General features: G+C 66.7%; 23 protein-coding genes, 1 pseudogene and 1 riboswitch. Of the genes and pseudogenes, 21 read left to right on the forward strand and 3 right to left on the reverse strand.

What is annotated here, in order from left to right:
* Positions 1–19: 19 nt before the first annotated feature.
* Positions 20–1,261 (reverse strand): MFS transporter, encoded by a 1,242-nt coding sequence (locus tag GK109_RS18030; RefSeq protein WP_157241904.1) that lies wholly within the window; start codon positions 1,259–1,261, stop codon positions 20–22.
* 233 nt (positions 1,262–1,494) lie between these two features.
* Between GK109_RS18030 and GK109_RS18035 the strand changes: the two genes are divergently transcribed.
* A complete protein-coding gene (locus tag GK109_RS18035) occupies positions 1,495–2,844 on the forward strand; it encodes an ammonium transporter (RefSeq protein ID WP_157241905.1) in 1,350 nt (449 codons plus the stop codon).
* On the forward strand, positions 2,841–3,179 hold the full coding sequence (locus GK109_RS18040) for a P-II family nitrogen regulator (protein ID WP_013601408.1): 339 nt from the start codon (positions 2,841–2,843) through the stop codon (positions 3,177–3,179). Before GK109_RS18035 ends, GK109_RS18040 begins: the two co-directional genes overlap by 4 nt.
* Positions 3,180–3,303: 124 nt before the next feature.
* Here GK109_RS18040 and GK109_RS18045 read toward each other — a convergent pair whose 3' ends face one another.
* Positions 3,304–4,707 carry a glucose-6-phosphate dehydrogenase gene (locus GK109_RS18045; RefSeq protein ID WP_157241906.1) on the reverse strand — a complete coding sequence of 468 codons (1,404 nt, stop codon included), beginning with the start codon at positions 4,705–4,707 and terminating at the stop codon, positions 3,304–3,306.
* A gap of 118 nt (positions 4,708–4,825) precedes the next feature.
* Between GK109_RS18045 and ffh the strand changes: the two genes are divergently transcribed.
* Both ffh and GK109_RS18055 read left to right on the forward strand, forming a co-directional pair.
* A complete protein-coding gene (gene ffh / locus GK109_RS18050; protein ID WP_321213795.1) occupies positions 4,826–6,409 on the forward strand; it encodes a signal recognition particle protein in 1,584 nt (527 codons plus the stop codon).
* 105 nt (positions 6,410–6,514) lie between these two features.
* Positions 6,515–7,246 (forward strand): alpha/beta fold hydrolase, encoded by a 732-nt coding sequence (locus tag GK109_RS18055; RefSeq protein WP_157241908.1) that lies wholly within the window; start codon positions 6,515–6,517, stop codon positions 7,244–7,246.
* Between the two features lie 4 nt (positions 7,247–7,250).
* On the opposite strand, the gene thiC is transcribed toward GK109_RS18055, so the two are convergent.
* On the reverse strand, positions 7,251–9,074 hold the full coding sequence (thiC, locus tag GK109_RS18060; protein ID WP_157241909.1) for a phosphomethylpyrimidine synthase ThiC: 1,824 nt from the start codon (positions 9,072–9,074) through the stop codon (positions 7,251–7,253).
* A riboswitch (TPP riboswitch) is annotated at positions 9,069–9,176 on the reverse strand. Its footprint overlaps the gene before it by 6 nt.
* A gap of 79 nt (positions 9,177–9,255) precedes the next feature.
* On the opposite strand from thiC, the gene GK109_RS18065 reads away from it, so the two are divergent.
* The 17 genes and pseudogenes from GK109_RS18065 (at position 9,256) to GK109_RS18145 (ending at position 22,710) form a co-directional block, all read left to right on the forward strand.
* A complete protein-coding gene (locus tag GK109_RS18065; protein WP_157241910.1) occupies positions 9,256–10,338 on the forward strand; it encodes an amidohydrolase family protein in 1,083 nt (360 codons plus the stop codon).
* 98 nt (positions 10,339–10,436) lie between these two features.
* A complete protein-coding gene (locus GK109_RS18070) occupies positions 10,437–11,312 on the forward strand; it encodes a VOC family protein (RefSeq protein ID WP_157241911.1) in 876 nt (291 codons plus the stop codon).
* A 165-nt stretch (positions 11,313–11,477) separates the two neighbouring features.
* Positions 11,478–11,918, forward strand: a complete 441-nt coding sequence (locus GK109_RS18075) for a hypothetical protein (RefSeq protein ID WP_197432591.1) — start codon at positions 11,478–11,480, stop codon at positions 11,916–11,918.
* A gap of 217 nt (positions 11,919–12,135) precedes the next feature.
* Positions 12,136–12,558, forward strand: coding sequence for a 30S ribosomal protein S16 (gene rpsP / locus GK109_RS18080; RefSeq protein WP_321213791.1), 423 nt, complete (start codon positions 12,136–12,138; stop codon positions 12,556–12,558).
* A gap of 1 nt (position 12,559) precedes the next feature.
* Positions 12,560–12,802 carry an RNA-binding protein gene (locus GK109_RS18085; RefSeq protein ID WP_018759999.1) on the forward strand — a complete coding sequence of 81 codons (243 nt, stop codon included), beginning with the start codon at positions 12,560–12,562 and terminating at the stop codon, positions 12,800–12,802.
* A gap of 110 nt (positions 12,803–12,912) precedes the next feature.
* Complete coding sequence (gene rimM / locus GK109_RS18090) at positions 12,913–13,461, forward strand: ribosome maturation factor RimM (RefSeq protein WP_157241913.1); 549 nt, start codon at positions 12,913–12,915, stop codon at positions 13,459–13,461.
* A complete protein-coding gene (gene trmD, locus GK109_RS18095) occupies positions 13,462–14,286 on the forward strand; it encodes a tRNA (guanosine(37)-N1)-methyltransferase TrmD (protein WP_157241914.1) in 825 nt (274 codons plus the stop codon).
* 270 nt (positions 14,287–14,556) lie between these two features.
* On the forward strand, positions 14,557–14,916 hold the full coding sequence (rplS, locus tag GK109_RS18100; protein WP_050054723.1) for a 50S ribosomal protein L19: 360 nt from the start codon (positions 14,557–14,559) through the stop codon (positions 14,914–14,916).
* 85 nt (positions 14,917–15,001) lie between these two features.
* Positions 15,002–15,679: a signal peptidase I gene (gene lepB, locus GK109_RS18105; RefSeq protein ID WP_157241915.1), complete on the forward strand. Its 678-nt coding sequence runs from the start codon at positions 15,002–15,004 to the stop codon at positions 15,677–15,679.
* Entirely contained in the window at positions 15,680–16,507 is an 828-nt protein-coding gene (gene lepB, locus GK109_RS18110) for a signal peptidase I (RefSeq protein ID WP_157241916.1), read from the forward strand. It begins immediately after the preceding gene.
* 2 nt (positions 16,508–16,509) lie between these two features.
* Positions 16,510–17,310, forward strand: coding sequence for a ribonuclease HII (locus tag GK109_RS18115; RefSeq protein WP_157241917.1), 801 nt, complete (start codon positions 16,510–16,512; stop codon positions 17,308–17,310).
* A gap of 50 nt (positions 17,311–17,360) precedes the next feature.
* Entirely contained in the window at positions 17,361–17,687 is a 327-nt protein-coding gene (locus tag GK109_RS18120; protein WP_157241918.1) for a DUF2469 domain-containing protein, read from the forward strand.
* A gap of 137 nt (positions 17,688–17,824) precedes the next feature.
* Positions 17,825–18,181, forward strand: coding sequence for a YraN family protein (locus GK109_RS18125; protein WP_157241919.1), 357 nt, complete (start codon positions 17,825–17,827; stop codon positions 18,179–18,181).
* Positions 18,182–19,752 (forward strand): annotated as a pseudogene (locus GK109_RS18130) (YifB family Mg chelatase-like AAA ATPase). It abuts the gene before it with no gap.
* Entirely contained in the window at positions 19,749–20,948 is a 1,200-nt protein-coding gene (dprA, locus tag GK109_RS18135; RefSeq protein ID WP_157241920.1) for a DNA-processing protein DprA, read from the forward strand. The pseudogene GK109_RS18130 and the gene dprA overlap by 4 nt, the downstream one beginning before the upstream one ends.
* Before the next feature lie 89 nt (positions 20,949–21,037).
* Complete coding sequence (locus GK109_RS18140; protein WP_370460681.1) at positions 21,038–21,964, forward strand: tyrosine recombinase XerC; 927 nt, start codon at positions 21,038–21,040, stop codon at positions 21,962–21,964.
* 242 nt (positions 21,965–22,206) lie between these two features.
* Positions 22,207–22,710, forward strand: a complete 504-nt coding sequence (locus GK109_RS18145; protein ID WP_157241921.1) for a DUF3145 domain-containing protein — start codon at positions 22,207–22,209, stop codon at positions 22,708–22,710.
* Positions 22,711–22,734: the final 24 nt, after the last annotated feature.

Consider the following 22,734-nt stretch of genomic DNA (forward strand, 5'->3'; position numbering starts at 1 on the left):
CTGAACTGGCCCGGAGGACTCAGGGCCGGGCTGTCCGCAGGGTTTCCCGGGTGGCGGCCCAGGCCACCGCGGCCACGAGCATGATGCCGCCGGTCACCCCGAAAGCCCAGCCGTAGCCCAGCCGGTCGGCCAGCACACCTGCCAGGACGGGCCCAACGATCGCGCCGACGTCGGACGTCATCTGATATACGGCCAGGACCTTGCCCCCGGACCGGCCGTTGCCGATCACGTCCGCGACGGCGGCCTGCTGGGCCGGGCCGAAGAGGCCGGAGCCGGCCCCGGCCAGGGCCGATGCCGCAAGGAACCAGCCCAGCCCGGACGTAAAACCGATGGCAGCGGTGGCGGCCCCGGCAACAATCAGTCCGGCAATCATCATGGGTTTGCGGCCCAGGGTGTCAGCCAGCCGGCCCGAGAAGGTAAGGGCTGCGGCGTTCCCGGCAGCAAAGACTGCCAGTGCAAACCCGGCCGCCTCGGGTCCGGCTCCGAGGGCCGCCACCGCGAAGAGCGGAACAGTGGCCATCCGGACCCCAAAAGTCGCCCAGCCGTTCACGAAGCTGGACAGCACGGCGGTCCGGTAGGTGCCCATGGCAAGCGCTTCGCCCAGGGGCATGTCCGGTGCGCGGTCCTGCCCGTCCCCGCCGCCCCGGCGCTGGTGGCTGAGCTGTGTCTGGACCACGACGGCGGCCATCACCAGTGCGGCCGCGTACGCCAGGAAGGGAACGCGCAGGCCGAAGCCGGCCAGCAGCCCGCCGACGATCGGGCCGCACACATTTCCGATGAGGAAGGCGGACGCGTAGGCGCCGGAAACGCGGCCCCTGCTCTCCGGCGGCGCAAGCCGCACCACCAGCGCCATCGAAGCGACCGTGAACATTACCGATCCGGCCCCGCCAAGCCCGCGGAAGAGCAGGAGCTGCCAATAGTCCTGGGCGAACGCGCAGGCAGCGGTGGAGGCGGCGACGATCAGCAGGCCCATGACGTAGACGGGCCGTTCGCCGATCCGGCCGATGAGGGCACCGCCGGCGGGCGCGAAGACCAGCCGCATGAACGCGAAGATCGCCACGATCACCGAAGCTTCGGTATTTCCCACGCCGAAGGTTGTGGCGAACTGTGGCAACACGGGCGCAACAAGACCGAATCCAAGGGCAATAAGGAAGGCCGCGGCCAGCATCACCTTGATGTCGCGCGGCAGCTTTTGCCTGCCGGGACGCAGCAGGGAAAAAATCCGCGCTGTGGCGCGGCTCACGCGGGGTTCTGCCGTCATGGTCGAGGGGTCCTTGCGTACTTGTCCGAGGGGCGTCGGCGGGAGAGGTGAAACATAACCGTAACAAGCCAGATATGCACCATTTACTTCCTAGAGGTTGTTGTAACAGCCCCGCAATAAAAAACCTCCGCGGCCGAAACACAGCGCCGACACACTCGTTACAGGACGCAAAAGGCGTTGGCAGGCGGATCATCTCCGCAATTTCGACCAAATCGATAAGAGAGGCGTGCACCATGGAACTTACCGCAGGTCACGTATGGATCATGGTGTCGGCGGCGCTTGTGCTGTTCATGACACCGGGTCTGGCATTTTTCTACGGCGGCATGACCCGGGCCAAGGCCGCGCTGAACATGATGATGATGAGCTTCATCTCCATCGGCATGGTTGGCGTTGTCTGGGTCCTCTGGGGCGCCTCCATGAGCTCCGGCGAGGGCTTCTTCCAGATTGTGGGCAACCCGTTTGCCACGTTCGGCCTTGAGGGCATCGACACCCCGGACGGACTGATCAAGGTCGGCTACGCCGCCACCTTCGCCATCATCACCGTCGCACTCATCAGCGGCGCCATCGCTGACCGCGCCAAGTTCGGCGCCTGGTCTGTCTTCGTGCCCGTCTGGGTCACGCTTGTCTACTGCCCGCTGGCCTTCATGGTGTGGGGCGGCGGACTGTTCGGTCCTGAAGGTGCGGTGGGCCAGGCCCTCGGCCCGGCCATCGACTTCGCCGGCGGCACCGTGGTCCACATCAACGCGGGTGTTGCAGCCCTGGTCCTGGTCCTCATCATCGGCAACCGCAAGGGCTTCGGCAAGGACCCGAACCACCGCCCGCACAACATCCCGTTCGTTATGCTCGGCGCAGCCATCCTCTGGTTCGGCTGGTTCGGCTTCAACGGCGGTGCCGCCACCACCGCTGAGCAGGGCGGCCTCATCTGGGTGAACACCCTTGCCGCCCCGGCTGCCGCGATGCTCGGCTGGCTGGTCACCGAGCGCATCCGCGACGGCCACCCCACCTCCCTGGGTGCCGCCTCCGGTGTTGTTGCCGGCCTTGTCGCCATCACCCCGGCCTGCGCCAACGTGAGCCCCGTCGGTGCCCTCGGCCTGGGCATCGTGGCCGGCGTGGCTTCCGCCCTCGCGGTGGGACTGAAGTTCCGCTGGGGCTTCGATGACTCACTGGACGTTGTCGGTGTCCACCTTGTGTCCGGCATCATCGGCACCGTGGCCCTGGGCTTCATTGCACTGCCCACCGACGGCGTGGGCGGCGGCCTCTTCTACGGCGGCGGCATGACCCAGATGTGGGCGCAGCTCGCAGCGGCCGGCATCGCCATCGCCTACTCCGCCATCCTGACGGCGATCATCGCCCTGGCCATCCACAAGACCATGGGCTTCCGTGTCTCGCAGGAACAGGAAACGGTGGGCGTGGACCTCAGCCTGCACGCCGAGACCGCCTACGAGTTCGGCGTCGGGGGACACGGCGGAAGTTTCCAGCCCCTGCACGACATGATCACCGGCAAGACCCAGCCGGACGCGGCACAGACTTCAGGCGCCGTGAAGACCGAATCAGCAACAGGTAAGGAAAGCGTGGGGGCATGAAACTGATTACTGCGATCGTCCGGCCGGAAAAGCTCGAGGCCATCCGTGAGGGGCTGGAGGCCTACGGCGTACAGGGCCTGACGGTCAGCGCGGCGAGCGGCTACGGCCGGCAGCGCGGCTACACCGAGGTCTACCGCGGCGCGGAGTACAACGTGGACCTGCTGCCCAAGATCCGGGTGGAGGTCCTCGCCACCGACGAGCAGGCAGACGACATCCTGGATGTCATCATCGCCAGCTCAAACACCGGCCGGGCCGGCGACGGCAAGGTCTGGACCGTGGATGTCTCGGAGGCGGTGCGGGTCCGCACCGGTGAACGGGGCGTTGCGGCAATCTAGGCCGGCAAAGCACTAAAACTAAAAAACGGAGCGGGCAGGAAAACCGGAAGGTTTTCCTGCCCGCTCCGCTGTGCTGTCCGATACCCTGCCGCCAGCGTGGATGCAGCTGCGGCGGAAGCTGGCCTTAGTCTCCCGGCACCGTGCCCGGCCAGCCCGCGGGGCCGGCCGATCCGGCGTCGTACTCTTCCAACGGGACAGAATCCTGCTGCCAGGCCTTGAGCACAGGCTCAACAATGCGCCAGCATTCTTCCGCGGTGTCGCCGCGGACGGAAAGCAACGGGTCGCCCGCGAGGACGCCTTCCAGGACTTCACCGTAGGGGAGGAGGTCCGAAGCGCTCAGTTCCGCGCCGAGGGTGATGCGGCCCAGGCTGAAGATGTTGCCGGGACCATTGACATCGACGTCGAACGCCAGGGTGTCCGGCCCGAAGCCGATCCTTAGCTTGTTCGGCGAGTCAACGCCGGTAAAACCGCGGGGAAGGTGGGGCACCGGGCGGAACGTGACCACGGCTTCCTTGCGCTTAACGCCCAGCGCCTTGCCGGAACGGAGGATGAAGGGGACGCCCTTCCAGCGCCAGTTGTCGATGTTCACCTGGATCTCGGCCAGGGTCTCGGTGCCGCGTGCCGCGTCCACACCGTCCTCCCGCGCGTAGTCCGGGACCTCCTTCCCCGCCAGTTCACCCGCCGTGTAGCGCGCCCTGCGGCTGGAACCGGCGTAGGGCTCCGGGACGCTGCTGGCGCGCAGGACCGTGGAAATGGCGTCGCGCAGGTCCCGTTCGCCGATCGTGGCCGGCGGTTCGATGGCCATCAGCGCCATGATCTGCAGGAGGTGGCTCTGGATCATGTCCCGGAGCGCGCCGGCGCCGTCGTAATAACGGGCGCGTCCCTCCAGCGCGAGGTCCTCGTCAAAGATGATTTCCACTTTTTCCACGTGGTGGCGGTCCCAGACGGGTTCCAGGAAGTTGTTGGCGAACCGCAGGCCCAGGATGTTCAGCACGGTGGCCTTGCCCAGGAAATGGTCCACCCGGTGGATGTGGTCTTCCGGGACCAGCCGGACCAGTGTCTGGTTGAGCGACCGGGCAGACTCCTCGCTGGAGCCGAAGGGTTTTTCCATCACCAACCGCGTGCCGGCCGGAACCTGGTCGGGCCTGAGCGCTTCACAGGCGAGCTGGCTGATCTTGGGCGGGAGGGCGAAATAGACGGCCGTTGGGCCGTCCAGCGCGGCAAGGAGCGAGGCCAGGGCGCCGTCGGCGGTGACATCCAGCTGGTGGTAGACCGTCTCCTTTTCAAGGGACTGCAGGGCGTCCTTTCCCTCGGGACCTGCGGGCCCGGCTGCTGCTTCGAAGGAGGTGTGAACCCTTTCCCGCCACTGTTCCGGCGTCCAGGGATCTGACCCGGCACCGACGAGCCGGAGATCCGTGGCGTGGCCCTTCGCCACCAGGCGCGCCAGGCCCGGCAGGAGCAGCCGGCCGGTCAGGTCCCCGGAAGCGCCGAGGATGAGGAGGGTTTTCACAGATGCTTGGCTCGTCATTTTGCCAGCATGCCACCTTGGGGGTCCGACTTGGTACCCTAGATAGTCGAGTCCCGATCATCCACAGCCTTTGATTATTCATAGCCTTTGATCATCCACAGAAAGAAGTGCACGTCGCGTGTTCAATTCACTCTCTGACCGGTTGACAGCAACCTTTAAGAATCTGCGGGGTAAAGGCAGGCTCTCCGAGGCCGACGTCGATGCCACAGTCCGCGAGATCCGCCGTGCCCTCCTGGATGCCGACGTTGCCGTTCCAGTTGTCCGTGAATTCACCGGCCGGGTACGGGAACGCGCCCTGGGTTCCGAGGTGTCCGGTGCGCTGAACCCGAGCCAGCAGATCGTCAAGATCGTCAACGAAGAACTGGTGGAGATCCTCGGCGGTGAAACCCGCCGGATCCGCCTCGCCAAGAACGGCCCCACCATCATCATGCTGGCCGGCCTCCAGGGTGCCGGTAAGACCACCCTCGCCGGCAAGCTGTCCAAGTGGCTGAAGGCCCAGGGCCACAGCCCCATGCTGGTGGCATGCGACCTGCAGCGCCCCAACGCGGTCACCCAGCTCCAGGTGGTGGGCCAGCGCGCCAAGGTGCCGGTGTTCGCGCCGCACCCGGGAGCCACGTCCTCCGAACTCGAGCACCCTGCCGGCGACCCCGTGGCCGTTGCCCGCGCCGGTGTGGAGGAAGCCCGCCAGAAGCTGCACGACGTCGTCATCGTGGACACCGCCGGCCGGCTCGGTGTCGACGCCGACATGATGGAGCAGGCGCGCCAGATCCGCCGCGCCATCGTGCCCAACGAAGTCCTCTTCGTCATCGACTCCATGATCGGCCAGGACGCCGTGAACACGGCGCTCGCCTTCGATGAGGGCGTCAACTTCACGGGCATCGTGCTCTCCAAGCTCGACGGCGACGCCCGCGGCGGTGCCGCGCTCTCGGTGGCGTCCGTCACCGGCAAGCCCGTCATGTTCGCCTCCACCGGCGAAGGCCTTGACGACTTCGAGCTGTTCCACCCGGACCGGATGGCGTCGCGCATCCTGGACATGGGTGACGTCCTGACGCTGATTGAGCAGGCGGAGAAATCCTGGGACAAGGACGAAGCCGCCCGGATGGCGAAGAAATTCGCCGACCAGGAAGACTTCACCCTTGAGGACTTCCTGGCCCAGATGCAGCAGATCCGCAACATGGGCTCGATGAAGAAAATGCTCATGATGATGCCGGGTGCGCAGAACATCCGCCAGCAGCTGGAGCAGTTCGACGAACGCGAGATCGACCGCGTCGAGGCCATCGTCCGGTCCATGACCCCGCACGAGCGTGTTGCGCCCAAGATCATCAACGGCTCCCGCCGCGCCCGTATTGCCCGCGGCTCCGGCGTCCACGTCTCCGAGGTCAACGGCCTCCTGGAGCGCTTCGCCCAGGCCCAGAAGATGATGAAGAAGATGGCCCAGGGCGGCATGCCGGGCATGCCCGGGATGCCAGGCATGCCGGGTGCCGGCGGCGGGGCGCGGAAGAACGCCAAGAACGCCCCCAAGAAGAAGGCGAAGTCCGGCAACCCCGCCAAGGCTGCCCAGGAGCGGAAGGACGCCGAGGCCCGCCGGGCCAACGCGGCCAAGGCTCTGCCGACCGGCGCCGCCTTCGGCCAGCAGCCGGGCGACTTCGATCCGTCCCAGCTGAACCTGCCCAAGGGCTTCGACAAGTTCCTCGGCAAGTAAGCACGCCTGGCCCAACTAAGTAGCGCCAAGTGTCGTTTTGACGGTTCATAACGACACTTGGCGCTACTTAGTTGGGATGTCGGGGCTGTGGAATAGGGTTGGCTCATGTTCAAGCAGAGGGTAGTGTTCGTGCACGGCGCGGGCAGCTTCGGCGCCGCGGCCTGGCCCCGCCAGCATGGCCTGGCACTGTCCTACGACGCACTGTTCCTGCGCCGCCACGGCTACGATCCCGTGGCAGAGCCGGTGGAATCATCCTTCGAAGAGGACGCGGGGATCCTGCTGCGGTCACTGGCCGACGACGGCAGGGGCGCCGTCGGCGGGCACGTCGTGGCACATGCCCAAGGCGCCGTCGCAGCGATGATGGCCGCCGTCGAACGCCCCGACCTTGTCTACTCGCTGACGCTGGTGGAGCCGGCCTGCCTGTCGCTGACCGCGGAACTGCCGGCGACGGCGGCGCACATTGCGCTGATGAAGCCGCTCCTGGACGTCCGGCACCAACTCGGCGACGAGGACTTCCAGCGGGAATTCGTGCGCCGGGTCTACGCCACGGACCTGCAGCACCCGGTCACCGTGGAAGAGAAGCGGTCCGCGCGGCGGCTCCGGCTGCAGGTGCCGTCGTGGGAAGCTCCGCTGCACATCGTGCCGGGCGTGCCTACGCTCGTCCTCACGGGCGGCTGGGAGCCGCTCTACGAAGAGATCGCGGGCTACCTCCGGGAGACCGGCGCCCTCCACCGCACTGCGGCGGGAGGGCACCGGCCCCAGGATTCAGTAGAGGGGGACCGCATCATCCGCTCGTTCATCGGCGATGCCAGCCGGGTCCGGGCACGCGCCTCCTGACGCCCTAGCTTCCGGCGGCAACACGGGGCTCCGGCAGGTACACCTTGCCGCCGGCTGCCCGGAATTCCTCGCTTTTCCCCTTCATCCCCGCGGCCGCCGCCGCCAGGGCCGCCTGCGACTCCGCCGAGCCAAATTCGTCCCGGATGTCCTGGCTGATCCTCATGGAGCAGAACTTGGGACCGCACATGGAACAGAAGTGCGCGGTCTTGGCAGGTTCTGCGGGCAGGGTCTCATCATGGAATGCTTCCGCCGTGACCGGGTCCAGGGACAGCGCGAACTGGTCGCGCCAGCGGAATTCGAAGCGTGCCTTGGACAGCGCATCATCGCGCTCGTGCGCCCCCGGGTGGCCCTTGGCAAGGTCTGCCGCGTGTGCGGCGATCTTGTAGGTGATCACCCCGGTCTTGACGTCGTCCTTGTTGGGCAGCCCCAGGTGTTCCTTCGGGGTGACGTAGCAGAGCATGGCGGTGCCGTAGCGTGCGATCTCCGTGGCACCGATGGCCGAGGTGATGTGGTCGTAGCCCGGTGCAACGTCGGTAACCAGGGGCCCGAGTGTGTAGAACGGCGCACCCTTGCACAGCTCCTGCTGGCGCTCTACGTTCTCGCGGACCAGGTGGAACGGGATGTGCCCCGGACCTTCCACCATCACCTGCACGTCGAATTCCCAGGCGCACGCCGTCAGCTCAGCCAGTGTGTCCAGTTCGGCGAACTGGGCAGCGTCGTTGGCATCCGCCGTCGCCCCTGGCCGCAGCCCGTCACCCAGGGAGAAGGCGACGTCGTACTTCGCGAAGATTTCGCACAGCTCATCGAAGTGCGTGTAGAGGAAGTTCTCCTGGTGGTGGGCCAAGCACCAGCCTGCCATGATCGAACCGCCGCGGGACACGATGCCTGTCACCCGGTTGGCTGTCAGGGGCACGTAACGCAGCAGGACGCCGGCGTGGATGGTCATGTAGTCCACACCCTGCTCGCACTGTTCAATGACGGTGTCGCGGAAGATCTCCCAGGTAAGGGCATTGGCTTCCCCGTTGACCTTCTCGAGGGCCTGGTAGATGGGGACGGTGCCGATGGGGACGGGGGAGTTGCGGAGGATCCATTCGCGGGTGGTGTGGATGTCATCGCCGGTGGAAAGGTCCATGACGGTGTCGGCGCCCCACTGCGTTGCCCACTGCAGTTTGTCCACCTCCTCCGCGATGGAACTGGTCACGGCCGAGTTGCCGATGTTGGCGTTGATCTTCACCAGGAAGGCCTTGCCGATAATCATCGGCTCGGACTCGGGGTGGTTGATGTTGCTGGGGATGATGGCGCGGCCCGCGGCCAGCTCGCTGCGGACCAGTTCAACATCGCAGTTCTCGCGCAGCGCCACGAAGCGCATCTCCGGGGTGATCACGCCCTGCCGCGCATAGTGCATCTGCGTCACGGTCCTGCCGTCGACGGCGCGGCGGGGCACGGGGCGCGCTCCCTTCCACTCGGCGCTGGCGGCGCCGCGGCGGACAGCCGAGCGGCCGTCGTCGAGCAGGTTCCGTTCCCTGCCGCTGTACGCCTCGGTGTCTCCGCGTGCTTCGATCCAGTCCGTCCGGAAGGCTGGGAGGCCGACGACGGGATCGCTGCCAGGTCCTGCCGTCCGGTAGGTCCGGAACGGCCTGTTCGGCGTCCCGTTCGGGGAAGCTTCCAGCGCAATCTCCGTCACCGGGACCCTGATCCCCGTGCCGGCATCCTCAAGGTAGGCCAGTGAATGGGATTTCAGGGACTGGGTCACCGTTGGCTGGTTGCCGGCTGCTCCCGCGGCCGGACGGTCTTGGGCAGGGTTCAGCTGTGCATTTTGTGTACTCAAGGAATACTCACTTCCTTCGCCGGCATTACCCGGACAGGTTCAACGGTCGCAGGCTGCGTCAGCCCGATCTCAGCCCCTGCAGGGGCACCCGTGTGGTCAAGATGTAAGCTACCACACGCCCCCGGAAGGGCGGCGTCACATTTGCGGGTGCTAGCCTGACCGGGCATCGAAAGGAAGCCCGATGGCAGACATCATTCACTTTCGCGGACCCGTCCTGACCGCCCCGGACGGGGTACGCCATGGACTCTGGTCGGTGGACGGCAGCCTCACGTTCAGCCGGCCCGCTGCCCCTCCGGCGCGGGAGCTCGACGGCTGGGTGCTGCCGGGATTCGCTGACGCCCACTGCCACATCGGACTGGGCCCAGCCGGCCCGGTCGAACCCGCCCTTGCACGGGAACAGGCGCTGGCTGACCTCAACGCCGGAACCCTGCTGGTCCGCGACGCCGGCTCACCTGCCGATACCCGCTGGATGCAGGGCGGCCGGGACTTTCCGGTGCTGATCCGTGCAGGACGGCATGTGGCCCGGACGCGCCGCTACCTGCGCGGCTTTGCGGCGGAGGTCGAACCCGACGGGCTCGTGGAGGCCGTGCGGAAGCAAGCACGCGACGGCGACGGCTGGGTCAAACTGGTGGGCGACTGGATCGACCGGAGCGCCGACGACCTCGCGCCCTCCTTTCCTGCCGCCGTCGTCCGTGACGCTGTCCAGGCTGCCCATGATGAAGGTGCCCGGGTCACGGCGCATTGCTTCGCCGAGGACACCCTGGACAAGATGCTGGACGCCGGCATTGACTGCATTGAGCACGCCACGGGGCTGCTGCCCCGCCACCTGCCCCGGTTCGTGGAGCAGGGCGTGCCGATCGTGCCCACCCTCATCAACATCGCTACCTTTCCTGACATAGCGGAGCAGGCAGACGCCAAGTTTCCGCGCTACGCCGCCCACATGCGTGCCCTGTGGGAACGCAGGCTGGAACGGGTGGCGGAGGCCCATTCCGCCGGCGTACGCATCTTTGCCGGGACGGACGCAGGCAGCGTGGTCCGCCACGGGAGGATCGCAGATGAGATCCTCGCCCTGCACGGGGCCGGCCTGCCCATGCCTGCGGCCCTGGATGCCGCCTGCTGGGCGGCCCGCACGTGGCTGGGAGCGGACAACCTGGAGGAAGGCGCGCGGGCCGACGTCGTGGTGTGCCGCGAAGACCCGCGGACCAACCCGGAAACGATCAGGGAGCTGGAACACGTGGTGCTGGGCGGCCGCATCATCCGCTGAGTTATTTGGGCCCCCACTTGGAATAAATTGAAGCTTCAAGTAATTTAGATATGTGACAGGCCGCCGACGGGACGGCCTCCAATACAAGGAGCCTTCAAATGACCGACGCAGCCGCCCGCCAGGATCTCCTTCCTGCCGACCTCGCCATGGGCACCGTGATGCTCAAGGTGGGCGACATGAAGGTCATGACCGATTACTACCAGCGGGCCCTCGGCCTGGAGGTCGTCGCGGAGCAGGACGGCGGGCTCTACCTCGGCCGGCTGCAGAAACCGCTGGTGCACCTGGCTCCCGCTCCGGGCCTGACGCTTCCGGGCCGGGGAGAGGCCGGCCTCTTCCATACCGCGCTGCTGTTCGAGAACCAGGCAGACCTGGCCGCGACCATCGCCACGGCCGCGCAGTTTGAACCCCGTTCCTTCACCGGCAGCGCAGACCACCTTGTCAGCGAGGCCTTCTACTTCACCGACCCCGAAGGCAACGGGATCGAACTCTACTGGGACCGGCCGCGCAGCAGTTGGTCCTGGAACGGCACTGACGTGGTGATGGACAGCCTGGCCCTTCCGCCGCAGCGCTATTTGGAGCAGCACCTCACTGAGGAGTCCCTGGAACGCCAGCGGGGAACCGTTGCGGGCGTGGGCCATGTGCACCTCCAGGTGGGCGACGTCCAGACCGCCCGCGACTTCTACGTGGGGACCCTCGGCTTCGAAAAGACCGCAGGCTGGCACGGCCAGGCCCTGTTCGTCTCGGCGGGCCGCTACCACCACCACATGGCAATGAACGTATGGAACAGCCGCGGCGCGGGGCCGCGCAAGGACACCCTCGGCCTGGGTGAGGTCCTCATCGAAGTGCCGTCGGGGGACGACGTCGGCGCCCTCGCCGACCGGCTCAAGGTTGCCGGTGTTGCCGCCCACCACACCGGAGCCGAACTCCGGTTCGAGGATCCGTGGCGCAACAGGATCCGGGTGGCAGTCCGCTGACCGGCGCACTCCCGGACAGGGGCTGCGTGCCGCCGCAGGGGTTGTCCGCCGGCTGGTACCGCCGGGAAGGCCCGGCGGTACCTGTACTAGGCTGAAACCGAACTGCCGGGCAGCGCGCGCTGCATCCCGGCGGGCCGCACCGTCAACGGAATGAGGGCACTTCCCATGGGCTTCACCGAAATCTTTGTTGCCACCCACGACGCCGCACTCAAGCGCGGCGGCATCCTGGACAAGGGCGGCAGCGCCCCTGCCGGCGACGCGGTCCGGATCCCGGGAATCAGCGACTTTGAAGTGGAACAGCTGGGCGACCTGGCCGGCACCGCCGTCCATGCCGGCGGGGCAGACTATGAGCTGACCATGGTGGACGTGGCGAGCGATTCGCTCCTTGCGGTTCCGCCCGCGATGGTGCGTGCCCTGGCCGACCTGCTCTCCTATGAAACCGAAGGGGAGGGCGACGTCCTCGACGACGTCGCTGAGCAGTGGGCGGCGCAGGATGACATGCCCTTCGATGCCGCCCAGGCGCGCACCTACGTGCGGCAGCTCGCTGAAATGGCCAGCGGAATCGCCGACTCGGAGCGCACCGGCCTCTACGTCTGGTCCGCCTGAGCCGTTCCTGCCCCGTCTGTCCGGGCGCGGCGGGGCCGCGCCCGGACGTGTCAAGTCGAAATCCGAACGCTGATCTGGCACAATAAACAGGTACTCGATCTGCGTGGCCCCTCTCTCCGCGTCAGGATCCTGTCCTTCGAGCCCGCAAGTATGGCCCGCCCCACGGGTGCAGAAAGCCGGGTTCACCCCCTTTTCTGAAACAGGAGTGACCACAACAGTGGCCGTAAAGATTCGCCTTAAGCGCTTTGGCAAGATGCGCGCACCGTACTACCGCATCGTCGTCGCGGACTCACGCACCAAGCGTGACGGCCGTGCCATCGAAGAAATCGGCAAGTACCACCCCACCGAAGAGCCCTCATTCATCGAGGTCAACTCCGAGCGTGCGCAGTACTGGCTGTCCGTCGGCGCCCAGCCGTCCGAGCAGGTCGCCGCGATCCTCAAGATCACCGGTGACTGGCAGAAGTTCAAGGGCCTGCCGGGCCAGGAAGGCACCCTGAAGACCAAGTCTGAGAAGGCTGCCTTCGTTGCCCCGGAAAAGGGTTCCGTGATCATCCCGGAAGCCATCACCAAGAAGGCATCCAAGTCTGATGCAGCCGAAGCACCCGCCGAGGCCGAAGCAGAGACCACCGAGGCTGAGTAGATTGCTGGCAGAAGCGCTGGAACACCTGGTCCGCGGAATCGTTGATTCCCCGGATGACGTCAAGGTCAGCTCCAAGAACAACCGCCGCGGGGACACCCTCGAAGTGCGTGTTCACCAGGACGACCTCGGACGGGTGATCGGCCGCCAGGGCCGCACGGCGCGTGCACTGCGCACCGTGGTGGCAGCCCTGGCCGGCGGGGAGCCGGTGCGGGTCGACGTCGTCGACACCGACCGCCGCCGCTGAGCGCTCGGCAATATCAGTTTTAGCTCCGGCCCCTCCACCAACGCGGTGGAGGGGCCGGAGTGCTTTCACCAGAACACCGTGGATTAACCACAACCCGAACAGAGGAACACATGCAGCTTCAGGTGGCACGAATCGGCAAACCCCATGGCATCCGCGGGGAAGTAACGGTCCAGGTCCTGACCGATGCCCCTGGGGACCGGTTTGTCCCGGGCGCCGAGTTCACGGTTGAACCGGCGGCCGTGGGCCCGCTCACCGTGAACAGTGCCCGCTGGAACAAGGACATCCTGCTGCTGGGCTTCGACGGGATCGAAACCCGCAATGAAGCGGAAACCCTCCGCGGTGCCAAGCTCTTCATCGAAACCGAGGAGCTGGAGGAGGACGACGACGAGGGCTGGTACGAGCACGAGCTCGTCGGCCTGGAGGCCCGGGTGGGCTCAACGGTTGTGGGCAAGGTTGCCGCCCTCAACACCGGTACCGCGCAGGACCTGCTGATGGTCACCACTCCGGAAGGCGGCGAGATCCTGGTTCCGTTCGTCGAACAGATTGTTCCGGAAGTCAATATCGAGGAGGGCTACATCCTCCTGACGCCGCCGGAGGGTCTTTTCGAGCTGAACGCGGAGGCCGAAGCAGCCCCTTCGGAGCCGGAAGGCAAAGCGTAGATGCGGATCGACGTCGTCAGCATCTTCCCGGAGTACCTGGCACCGCTGGAACTGTCGCTGATCGGCAAAGCCAGGCAGGACGGGATCCTGGACCTGCGTGTCCACGATCTCCGCTCCTTCACCACGGACCGGCACCGGACGGTGGATGACACCCCCTACGGCGGTGGCGCCGGCATGGTCATGAAGCCCGAACCGTGGGCGCAGGCCCTGGCCTCGATTGCCGAAGACCGCCCGGAAGGGGCGGCCCGGCCGGTATTGATAGTTCCCTCGCCCGCCGGGGAGCGCTTCACCCAGGCGCTGGCCTATGAACTGGCGGAACAGGAGCACCTGGCGTTCGCCTGCGGACGCTACGAGGGCATTGACGAACGCGTCATCGAGTGGTCCAGGGAGCATTTCGACGTCCGTCCCGTCAGCCTGGGGGACTACGTCCTGAACGGCGGCGAGGTGGCAGTCCTGGCCATGGTGGAGGCCATCGGCCGCCTCCTGCCGGGCGTGGTGGGCAATCCCGAGTCCCTTGTGGAGGAATCCCACTCCGACGGGCTCCTGGAGTATCCCGTCTATACGAAACCGTCCGTGTGGCGTGACCGTGAAGTGCCGGCCGTCCTGTTGAGCGGCAACCACGGCAAGATCGCGCAGTGGCGCCGGCACGAACAGTTCCGCCGGACGGCGGAGCGCCGGCCGGACCTCCTTGAAACGTTCGACGCCGGAAAGCTGCCGCGCGCGGACCGCGCCGAACTGCAGGAGCTGGGGTACGACGTCGTCGACGGGCGCCTGCGCCGCCGCCCCGGTGCTGAAGGCGCCCAGGCGGACTCATCCAGGTCCTAGGGCGGGCGGCGGGGCAGCCATTTTTCGGCGGCGGCCCCGGGGATTGGCTGTAGCCTCCGCAATGTGGCAAAATTAGTCCTTGTGTCTGCTGGGTCCGCACCTGCCACAGGGGGAGCGCAACCAACAGCCAAGACAACCGGCCCCGTCAACCAGTGAAGCGGCCGGACCACTTAACTTTCGGCAGCAATCTCCGGGTACGCCACCAGCGTCCGGGCTTGCCTGCCGTGACCCAAAGTGAATGACCTGTGGCGTTCACCAGGAGTGCACATTATGCATATTCTCGATTCCGTCGATGCAGCCTCGCTGCGTACCGATGTTCCCGCGTTCCGCGCCGGTGACACCCTCAAGGTTCACGTGAACATCATCGAAGGCAAGAACACCCGTGTCCAGGTATTCCAGGGCTTCGTCCTGGGCCGCCAGGGCGAAGGCGTCCGCGAAACCTTCACCGTCCGCAAGGTGTCCTTCGGTGTCGGCGTGGAGCGTACCTTCCCGGTTCACTCCCCGATCATTGAAAAGATCGAGGTCGTTACCAAGGGTGACGTCCGCCGCGCGAAGCTTTACTACATGCGTGCACTGCGCGGTAAGGCTGCGAAGATCAAGGAAAAGCGCGACTTCAGCACCGCCAAGTAAGTCCCTTCGGACCTACAGAGGCTGGGCCGCAGCCGTATCCGGCCAGCGCCGGAGCCATCCAGCACCAGCGCCCAGGATACGGACCATGGACCAGACAAAACGCCAGCCCCGAAAAATGGGCTGGCGTTTTGCGTTCCTCGCCGTCTTCCTGGCTGTTGCCGTCAGCGGACTGGTCCGCTCATTGTGGCTCGATATTTATTTCATCCCGTCTGCCTCCATGGAGCCCGGGCTGGAAGGCGGGGACCGTATCCTGGTTTCCCGGACCGACTTCCGGGACGAACCGGTCCGGCACGGGGATATCGTCGTCTTTGACGGCCGGGGTACCTTCGCTCCGCTCAAGAGCGGCAACGGCCCCTTCATGGATGCGGCGGCCGCCATTACCCAATGGGCCGGCCTTACGGGCAGCGACACAACCTACGTCAAAAGGGTCATCGGCATGCCGGGCGATTCGGTAGCCTGCTGCGACGCCGGCGGCAATGTGACGGTGAACGGCGAGCCCTTGGAGGAGCCGTACATTTTCAGCGGTGACGCCCCCAGCACCCAGAAGTTCAGCGTCGTGGTCCCGGAGGGGCGCCTCTGGCTGATGGGTGACCACCGCTCGCTGTCCGCCGATTCCCGAAGCCTGCTCGGTGCCCCCGGCGGCGGCATGGTCCCGCTGGACAGGGTTATCGGCAGGCCGGTCCAGATCATCTGGCCCCTTGATAGATTTGCTTCAGTACCACGTCCGCCTGCGGCAGGACCAACAACAGAGAACGGACAGTAGATGCCCGAGAACCACGCGCGGATTCCTGAACCACGTCAGGACGGGGCTTCGGGCACACCCGCCGATGCGGTTCCGGTGACGGCCGCCCGGGATCCCGAGGCGCCTGCCCCCGTCGCCGCCGACAGCCGCTCTGCCGCTAAGGCAGCCGGGAAATCCGCTGGCAGCCCGGTCCTCGCCTGGCTGAAGGAAATCGCCACTGTGGTGGTGATCGCCGTCGTGCTGTCCTTCCTCATCAAGACGTTCCTGTTCCGGGCGTTCTTTATCCCGTCCGAGTCCATGGTCAATACGCTGGACGTCGACGACCGGATTTTCGTCAACCTCCTGGTGCCTGAACCGTTCTCGCTTAGCCGCGGCGACGTGGTGGTTTTCCGGGACACCAAGGGCTGGCTGCCTGCCGCGCCGGAAAAGGAGCAGGGGCCCTTCACCTGGATCCAGGACGGCCTGACATTCGTCGGCCTGCTGCCGGACAACTCTGAACAGCACCTGGTCAAAAGGGTCATCGGACTGCCGGGGGACCATGTGGTCTGCTGCGATGCCGGCGGTAAACTGACCATTAACGGGACGGCAATCAACGAAAGCTACGTCAACCCCGCCGAGGTTCCGCAGATCCGCACCTTCGATGTAGTTGTCCCTGAAGGGAAGGTGTGGGTGATGGGCGACAACCGGAACCACTCCGCCGACTCCCGTGCCCACATGGATTCCGACGGCGGGTTCATCGACCTTGACGACCTCGAAGGCAAGGCGGCGGTCATTGCCTGGCCGCTGAACCGCATCACCACCCTTGGCAATTACCCGGACGTGTTCCGGAACGTGCCGGCGGCGCCCTGACCATGTCCACGGCAATCAAGCCCGGGACGGGTCCCGCCAGGCCGCCCGCGCGCGCAAAGGCCCCTACGTTGAGGCACGAGCGGACCTTCAAGGCACAGGGGATACGGTACCTCGCAGGGGTGGACGAGGTGGGGCGGGGCGCGCTTGCCGGCCCGGTCAGCGTGGGCATTGCCGTGGTGGACCTGGAACGCCAGAAGCCGCTGGCCGGCGTGCGGGACAGCAAGCTCCTGAGCCCCGCCGAACGGGAGCGGCTCGAACCGCTGGTGCGCCGTTGGAGCGTGGCTTCGGCAGTGGGCCATGCCTCCGCCCAGGAAATCGACTCCATCGGCATCATTGCCGCCCTGCGCCTCGCCGGAACACGGGCCTGGCGGGAGGTTCTCGAGGCAGGCATCCGTCCGGAGGCGGTGCTCCTGGACGGCAGCCACAACTGGCTTTCCCCCGCTGAGCAGCTGTCATTGTTCGACGAACCCGTTGTCGAGGCCAGCTGTGACGCCCCCGTGCATACCAAGATCAAAGCTGACATGCAGTGCTTGAGCGTCGCGGCGGCAAGCGTCATCGCCAAAGTTGAACGGGACCGGATGATGCGGGAACTGCACGTCGAGTTCCCCGATTTTGGCTGGGACATCAACAAGGGCTACGCCACGGCCCTGCACCGCGACGTCCTCCGCGCTGCCGGGCCGACGCCCTACCACCGGGTCAGCTGGCGCCTGCTCGGCGGGGACCTGCTCGACGGCGGGCTGCCGGACGGGCAGGATCCGGACGGTGAAGATCCGGATGGCGAGGATCCCGCCGTCGACGCCTGAGTGCTCCGGCGCGGGCAGCGGCGGCCCCGCCGATGGTGCAAGATGGAAGCATGAGTGCTGAGGATCTTGAAAACTACGAAACCGACATGGAGCTCCAGCTCTACCGTGAATACCGGGACGTGGTCGGATTGTTCAGCTATGTTGTCGAAACCGAACGCCGCTTCTACCTGGCCAACCATGTCGACCTGCAGGCGCGCAGCGCCGACGGCGAAGTCTACTTCGACCTCACCCTGCAGGACGCGTGGGTGTGGGACGTCTACCGCTCGGCCAGGTTCGTCAAGAGCGTCAGGGTCCTCACGTTCAAGGACGTCAACGTCGAAGAGCTGCCCCGCAACGAGGAACTTTCCCTTCCCAAGGACGTCGACCTGGGCAACTAGGTCCGTTCCGCCGGACGGACCCTCCCGTAAAGCGGACTCCTCCTGCACAGGGGCACCTGACCGCATTTAATCCACATAGGCGGTCATCGTCCTGTCCTCCGTGCTCCAGACACCACAGGCTGGTTGCGGAGGTAGAAATGAAATCGAAAGACCTGTTGGGCCGGCACGGCGAGGACCTCGCCGCCGGCTATCTTGAAACCCTGGGCATGCTGGTGGTTGAGCGTAACTGGCGCTGCACCGAAGGCGAAATAGACATAGTTGCCCTCGACGGCGACGCCCTGGTCATCGCCGAAGTAAAGACCCGCCGCACCCTGGACTACGGCCATCCCTTCGAAGCCGTGGGCCCGGAAAAACTTGCGCGGCTCCACCGGCTTGGGGCTGCGTGGTGCAGGGACCGGGAGCTGCGGATGCCGCTCCGGCGTGTTGACGTCATCGCGGTGATAGACGACGGCGGCGGGACACCCCTGGTGGAACACCTCAAGGGGGTGGGATAAGTGCCACTGGGCCGCACCTACTCCATTGCCCTGGTGGGGCTGAACGGATACATGGTGGAGGTTGAGGCCGACATCGGCCAGACCCTCCCGGCGTTCGTCCTCCTCGGCCTCCCCGACGCTTCCCTCAACGAGGCGAAGGAGCGCATCCGGTCCGCCGCGAAGAACTCCGGGATTCCCCTGAGCCGGAGGAAAATCACCGCCAACCTTATCCCCGCCTCGTTGCCCAAACGCGGTTCGGGATTCGACCTTGCCGTCACCATGGCAGTGCTCCGCGCCGCCAATGACATCAAACCCACGGGGCGGACCGTGTTCATCGCGGAGCTTGGGCTCGACGGCAGGCTGCGCCCGGTCAGGGGCATCCTGCCGGCCGTGATGGCCTCGGTGCAGGCCGGGTATCCGGACATCGTCGTGGCACAGGCGAACTTCGCGGAGGCGGCCCTGGTCCCCGATGCCAAGGTGCGGGGGTACAGCACGCTGGCCAGGCTGGCACTGGACTTCGGCGCAGACCCCCAGGAGCTCGCGCTGGATTTCGAACCCGAGGACGCGGACAGTGCCGACGAGGCAGCCGGCGAATCGGGGGTGTACCCCGATATGGCCGATGTCTCGGGCCAAGGCGATGCACGGCGTGCGCTGGAGGTGGCGGCCGCCGGGGCGCACCATCTCCTCCTGACGGGTCCGCCGGGCGCCGGGAAAACCATGCTGGCGGAACGCCTGCCCGGGCTCCTGCCCGATCTTGGCGACCATGAGTCCATGGAGGTTACAGCCATCCATTCGCTGTGCGGGCTGCCTTCCTCCTCAGTCCAGCTGCTCCGGAGGCCGCCGTTCGAAAGCCCGCACCACTCGGCAACCGCGGCTGCCATCATCGGCGGCGGCTCCGGGCTTCCCCGGCCGGCGGCGGCTCCGGGCTTCCCCGGCCGGGGGCGGCCTCCCGGGCACATCGGGGCGTCCTGTTCCTTGACGAGGCCCCGGAGTACGAGCGCCGGGTGCTGGACGCGCTGCGCCAACCGCTGGAAAGCGGCGAGCTGGTGATCCACCGGTCAGCCGGAACCGCCGCCTATCCCGCCCGCTTCCAGCTCGTCCTCGCGGCAAATCCCTGCCCCTGCGGCAAAGCTTCCGGAAAGGGACTCGAGTGCACCTGCACACCCATGATGCGTCGGCGGTATCTCGCCAGGATGTCCGGGCCGCTCCTGGACCGCGTGGACATCCAGCTGCAGGTGGAACGGGTCTCCCTGGCCGACTTCGGACAAGCCGGAGCGGAGGAAGATACCGCCACCGTGGCGTGCCGGGTGCGCGGCGCGCGGGGGCGGCAGCTCGAGCGGCTGGCACGCTATGGGCTGGAGACCAATGCACAGGTCCCGGGCCGCATCCTGCGGGGTGAGCTTAGGTTGCCGGCGGCCGTGACCCGCATCCTGGACCATTCGCTGGAACGGGGCGTGCTCACGGCCCGCGGCTACGACCGGGTGCTCCGGCTGGCCTGGACCCTGGCAGACCTCGGGCACCGGGAACAGCCGGACACCAACGACATCGGGCAGGCCCTGGGCCTTCGGCAGGCAGCGGCGGCCGCGGCATGACTCAAGTAGCCAGGGACATCGAACGGCGTTCCCGTGCCGCCCTCTCGCGATTGATGGAGCCGCAGGACGCGGCAGGTCTGGCCCTTGTGCAGGTTGCCGGGGCGGTGGACGCACTGCGGATCGCTACCGGCGAGGTGGCGGCAGGGCCGGATATGGAGCGGGAGATTACCGCACTCCTCACGGACGGCGGTTCGGCCGCGGTCTGGGCCGGGATGGCCAACGCCCTCAAACGCTGGAAGCCCCGCGTCCCCGATCTCGCTCCCGAACGCGACCTTGAAACCATGGCACGGCTCGGCGGGCGCCTGATCATTCCGTCGGACGGGTTATGGCCTGCCCAGCTGGCAGACCTCGGAATCCAGGAGCCTATCTGCCTCTGGTGGCGGGGCCAGGAACAGAGGCTTCCCGATGCGGCCACAGCCGTTGCCATTGTGGGGTCCAGGGACAGCACGAGCTATGGAGCATCGGTCACGGGCGATATGGCCTACTCCCTGGCCCAGCGCGGATTCACCGTGGTGTCCGGCGGCGCCTACGGCATAGACGCGCATGCCCACCGGGCAGCCCTTGCCGGTGCGTCGGATTCCCTGCCGACCATTGCGGTGATGGCCGGGGGAGTGGACCGTTTCTACCCCTCGGGAAACGAGGACCTCCTGCGGGCCGTGTGCAACCAGGGCGCAGTCCTCGCCGAGGTTCCCCCAGGGTCCGCCCCCACCCGCTACAGGTTCCTCCAGCGCAACCGCATTATTGCCGCGCTGTCAGCCGTTACCGTCGTTGTCGAGGCAAGGTGGCGGTCCGGGGCGCTGAACACCGCCCACCACGCCGAGACCCTCGGCCGTGCTGTCGGTGCTGTTCCCGGATCCGTGCACAGCGCCAACTCGGCCGGCTGCCACCGTCTTCTTCGGGATGGCGGGGCCGTTTGCGTGACGGACGCCGCCGAGGTTGCCGAACTGGCTGGACCCAGCGGTTCTGCCCTTCCTGACGCGCGCCAAGGCCAGGCCGCCGTTCAGGACGGACTGACCCTGGAGGATCTGATTCTTCTGGACGCCCTGCCGCTGCGCTCCACCACGTCCGTCGAAAAGCTCTCCACGGTCGCGGGCCTGGGCCAGGAATCCGTCCGGGCCGGCTTGGGCCGGTTGGGTTTACTGGGCTTGGCCGTCTCGGAGCGGGGCGGCTGGAAACGCGGAAAGGCAACCAGCTGATGCGCCTGATCCGCCGTTGTGGGCGTACGGGCGGGGCAGGAGGTGCGTGTCAGCGCTCCTTTCGGCGCTGGAACTGAGACAGTAGGGGGGTGGAAAATGAGGAACTGCCCGCGGAGCTTCGCGCGGCGCTTGAGGCCTTCGCGCGGTACCTGTCCGCCGAGCGCGCCGTTTCTCCACACACGCTCCGAGGGTACCTGGGCGACGTCCGGAGCCTCCTGTCCCACGCCGCGGCGGAAGGGGCCCTCCGCCTTGGGGACCTGGATCTTGGAACGCTCCGTCGCTGGCTCGGGGACCAGAGCCAGGCCGGAGCAGCACGGGCAACCCTCGCCCGTCGGTCCGCCTCCGTAAGGGTCTTCACGGCCTGGGCGCTGGCGGAGGAGCTCATCGTTGCGGATCCCGCCCTGCGTCTCAAGGCTCCCAAGCGGGAACAAGCTTTGCCCGGCGTCCTGCAGGCCGCACAGGTGACCCGGCTGCTGGCCACCCTGGACGATGCGGCGGCCGAGGGCGCGCCGCTTTCCCTGCGGAACCGTGCCATCGTGGAACTGCTCTACGCCACCGGTGTCCGTGTGGGCGAACTGGCAGGGCTCGACATCGATGATTTGGACCCCGACCGCCGCACCCTGCGCGTCATCGGCAAGGGCAACAAGGAACGCACGGTGCCCTACGGTGTTCCCGCTGCCCTGGCCGTGGACGACTGGCTGCGGCGGGGCAGGCCCCTGCTCGCCAAGGGCAGCAGCGGGCCGGCGCTCTTCCTGGGCGCCCGCGGCGGCCGGGTGGACCAGCGCCAGGTCCGCGCCATGGTCCACGACCTCTTCGCAGGGCTTGGCGATACCTCGGCCTCGGGGCCGCATGCCCTGCGGCATTCGGCGGCCACGCATCTGCTGGACGGAGGGGCCGATCTCCGCGCCGTACAGGAAATCCTTGGCCACAGCAGCCTGGCCACCACCCAGATCTACACCCATGTCTCGGTGGACCGGCTCCGGCAGAGCTACCAGCAGGCCCACCCGAGGGCGTGAGCCTGCACCGCCATGAATCGCACTGGCGTAATTTCGTGGGGTACGGCACAATGAGAGTCACGTCCGGTAACTTTCAAGTCCTGCGTGAAGCTTGCGGCTTTTCGCGTCACAGCAAGTCCGGACACAGCTTTATCTGATACATCTGAATAGGCAGGCAGGAACGCCGCCGCAGTGCAGGCACCAGCAGTTCCATCCAGGCAGAGGTCGTTGGGGAAGACGTACCTAGAGCTATGGAGGATGGAATGTCTGATGCAATGACCCGCGGTGTGCTGTTCGTTCACTCGGCCCCTACGGCCCTGTGCCCTCATGTTGAGTGGGCCATCGGATCCGTCGTGGACAAGCGGACGGATCTTGAGTGGACCCCTCAGCCTGCCGCGCCCGGAATGTTCCGGGCAGAGCTGTCCTGGACCGGCGCCCCCGGGACAGGATCCAAGCTTGCGTCGTCCCTGCGCGGGTGGGCGCACCTTCGGTATGAGGTCACGGAGGAGCCAAGCCAGGGCGTTGACGGCGGGCGGTGGTCGCACACCCCTGAGCTTGGGATCTTCCACGCCGTCACCGACGTCCACGGCAACATCATGGTGTCCGAGGACAGGATCCGTTACGCCTACGAGTCGGGCGCCGGTGACCCCGCCGCCGTCTACCACGAACTCTCCCTCGCCCTGGGCGAAGCCTGGGACGAAGAACTCGAACCGTTCCGGCACGCTGCTGAAGGCGCTCCCGTGCGCTGGCTCCACCAGGTGGGCTGACCGCCGTCGAGCTGACGTTTTCCA

Source organism: Pseudarthrobacter sp. GA104, from assembly GCF_009741265.1.
Taxonomy (GTDB): domain Bacteria; phylum Actinomycetota; class Actinomycetes; order Actinomycetales; family Micrococcaceae; genus Arthrobacter.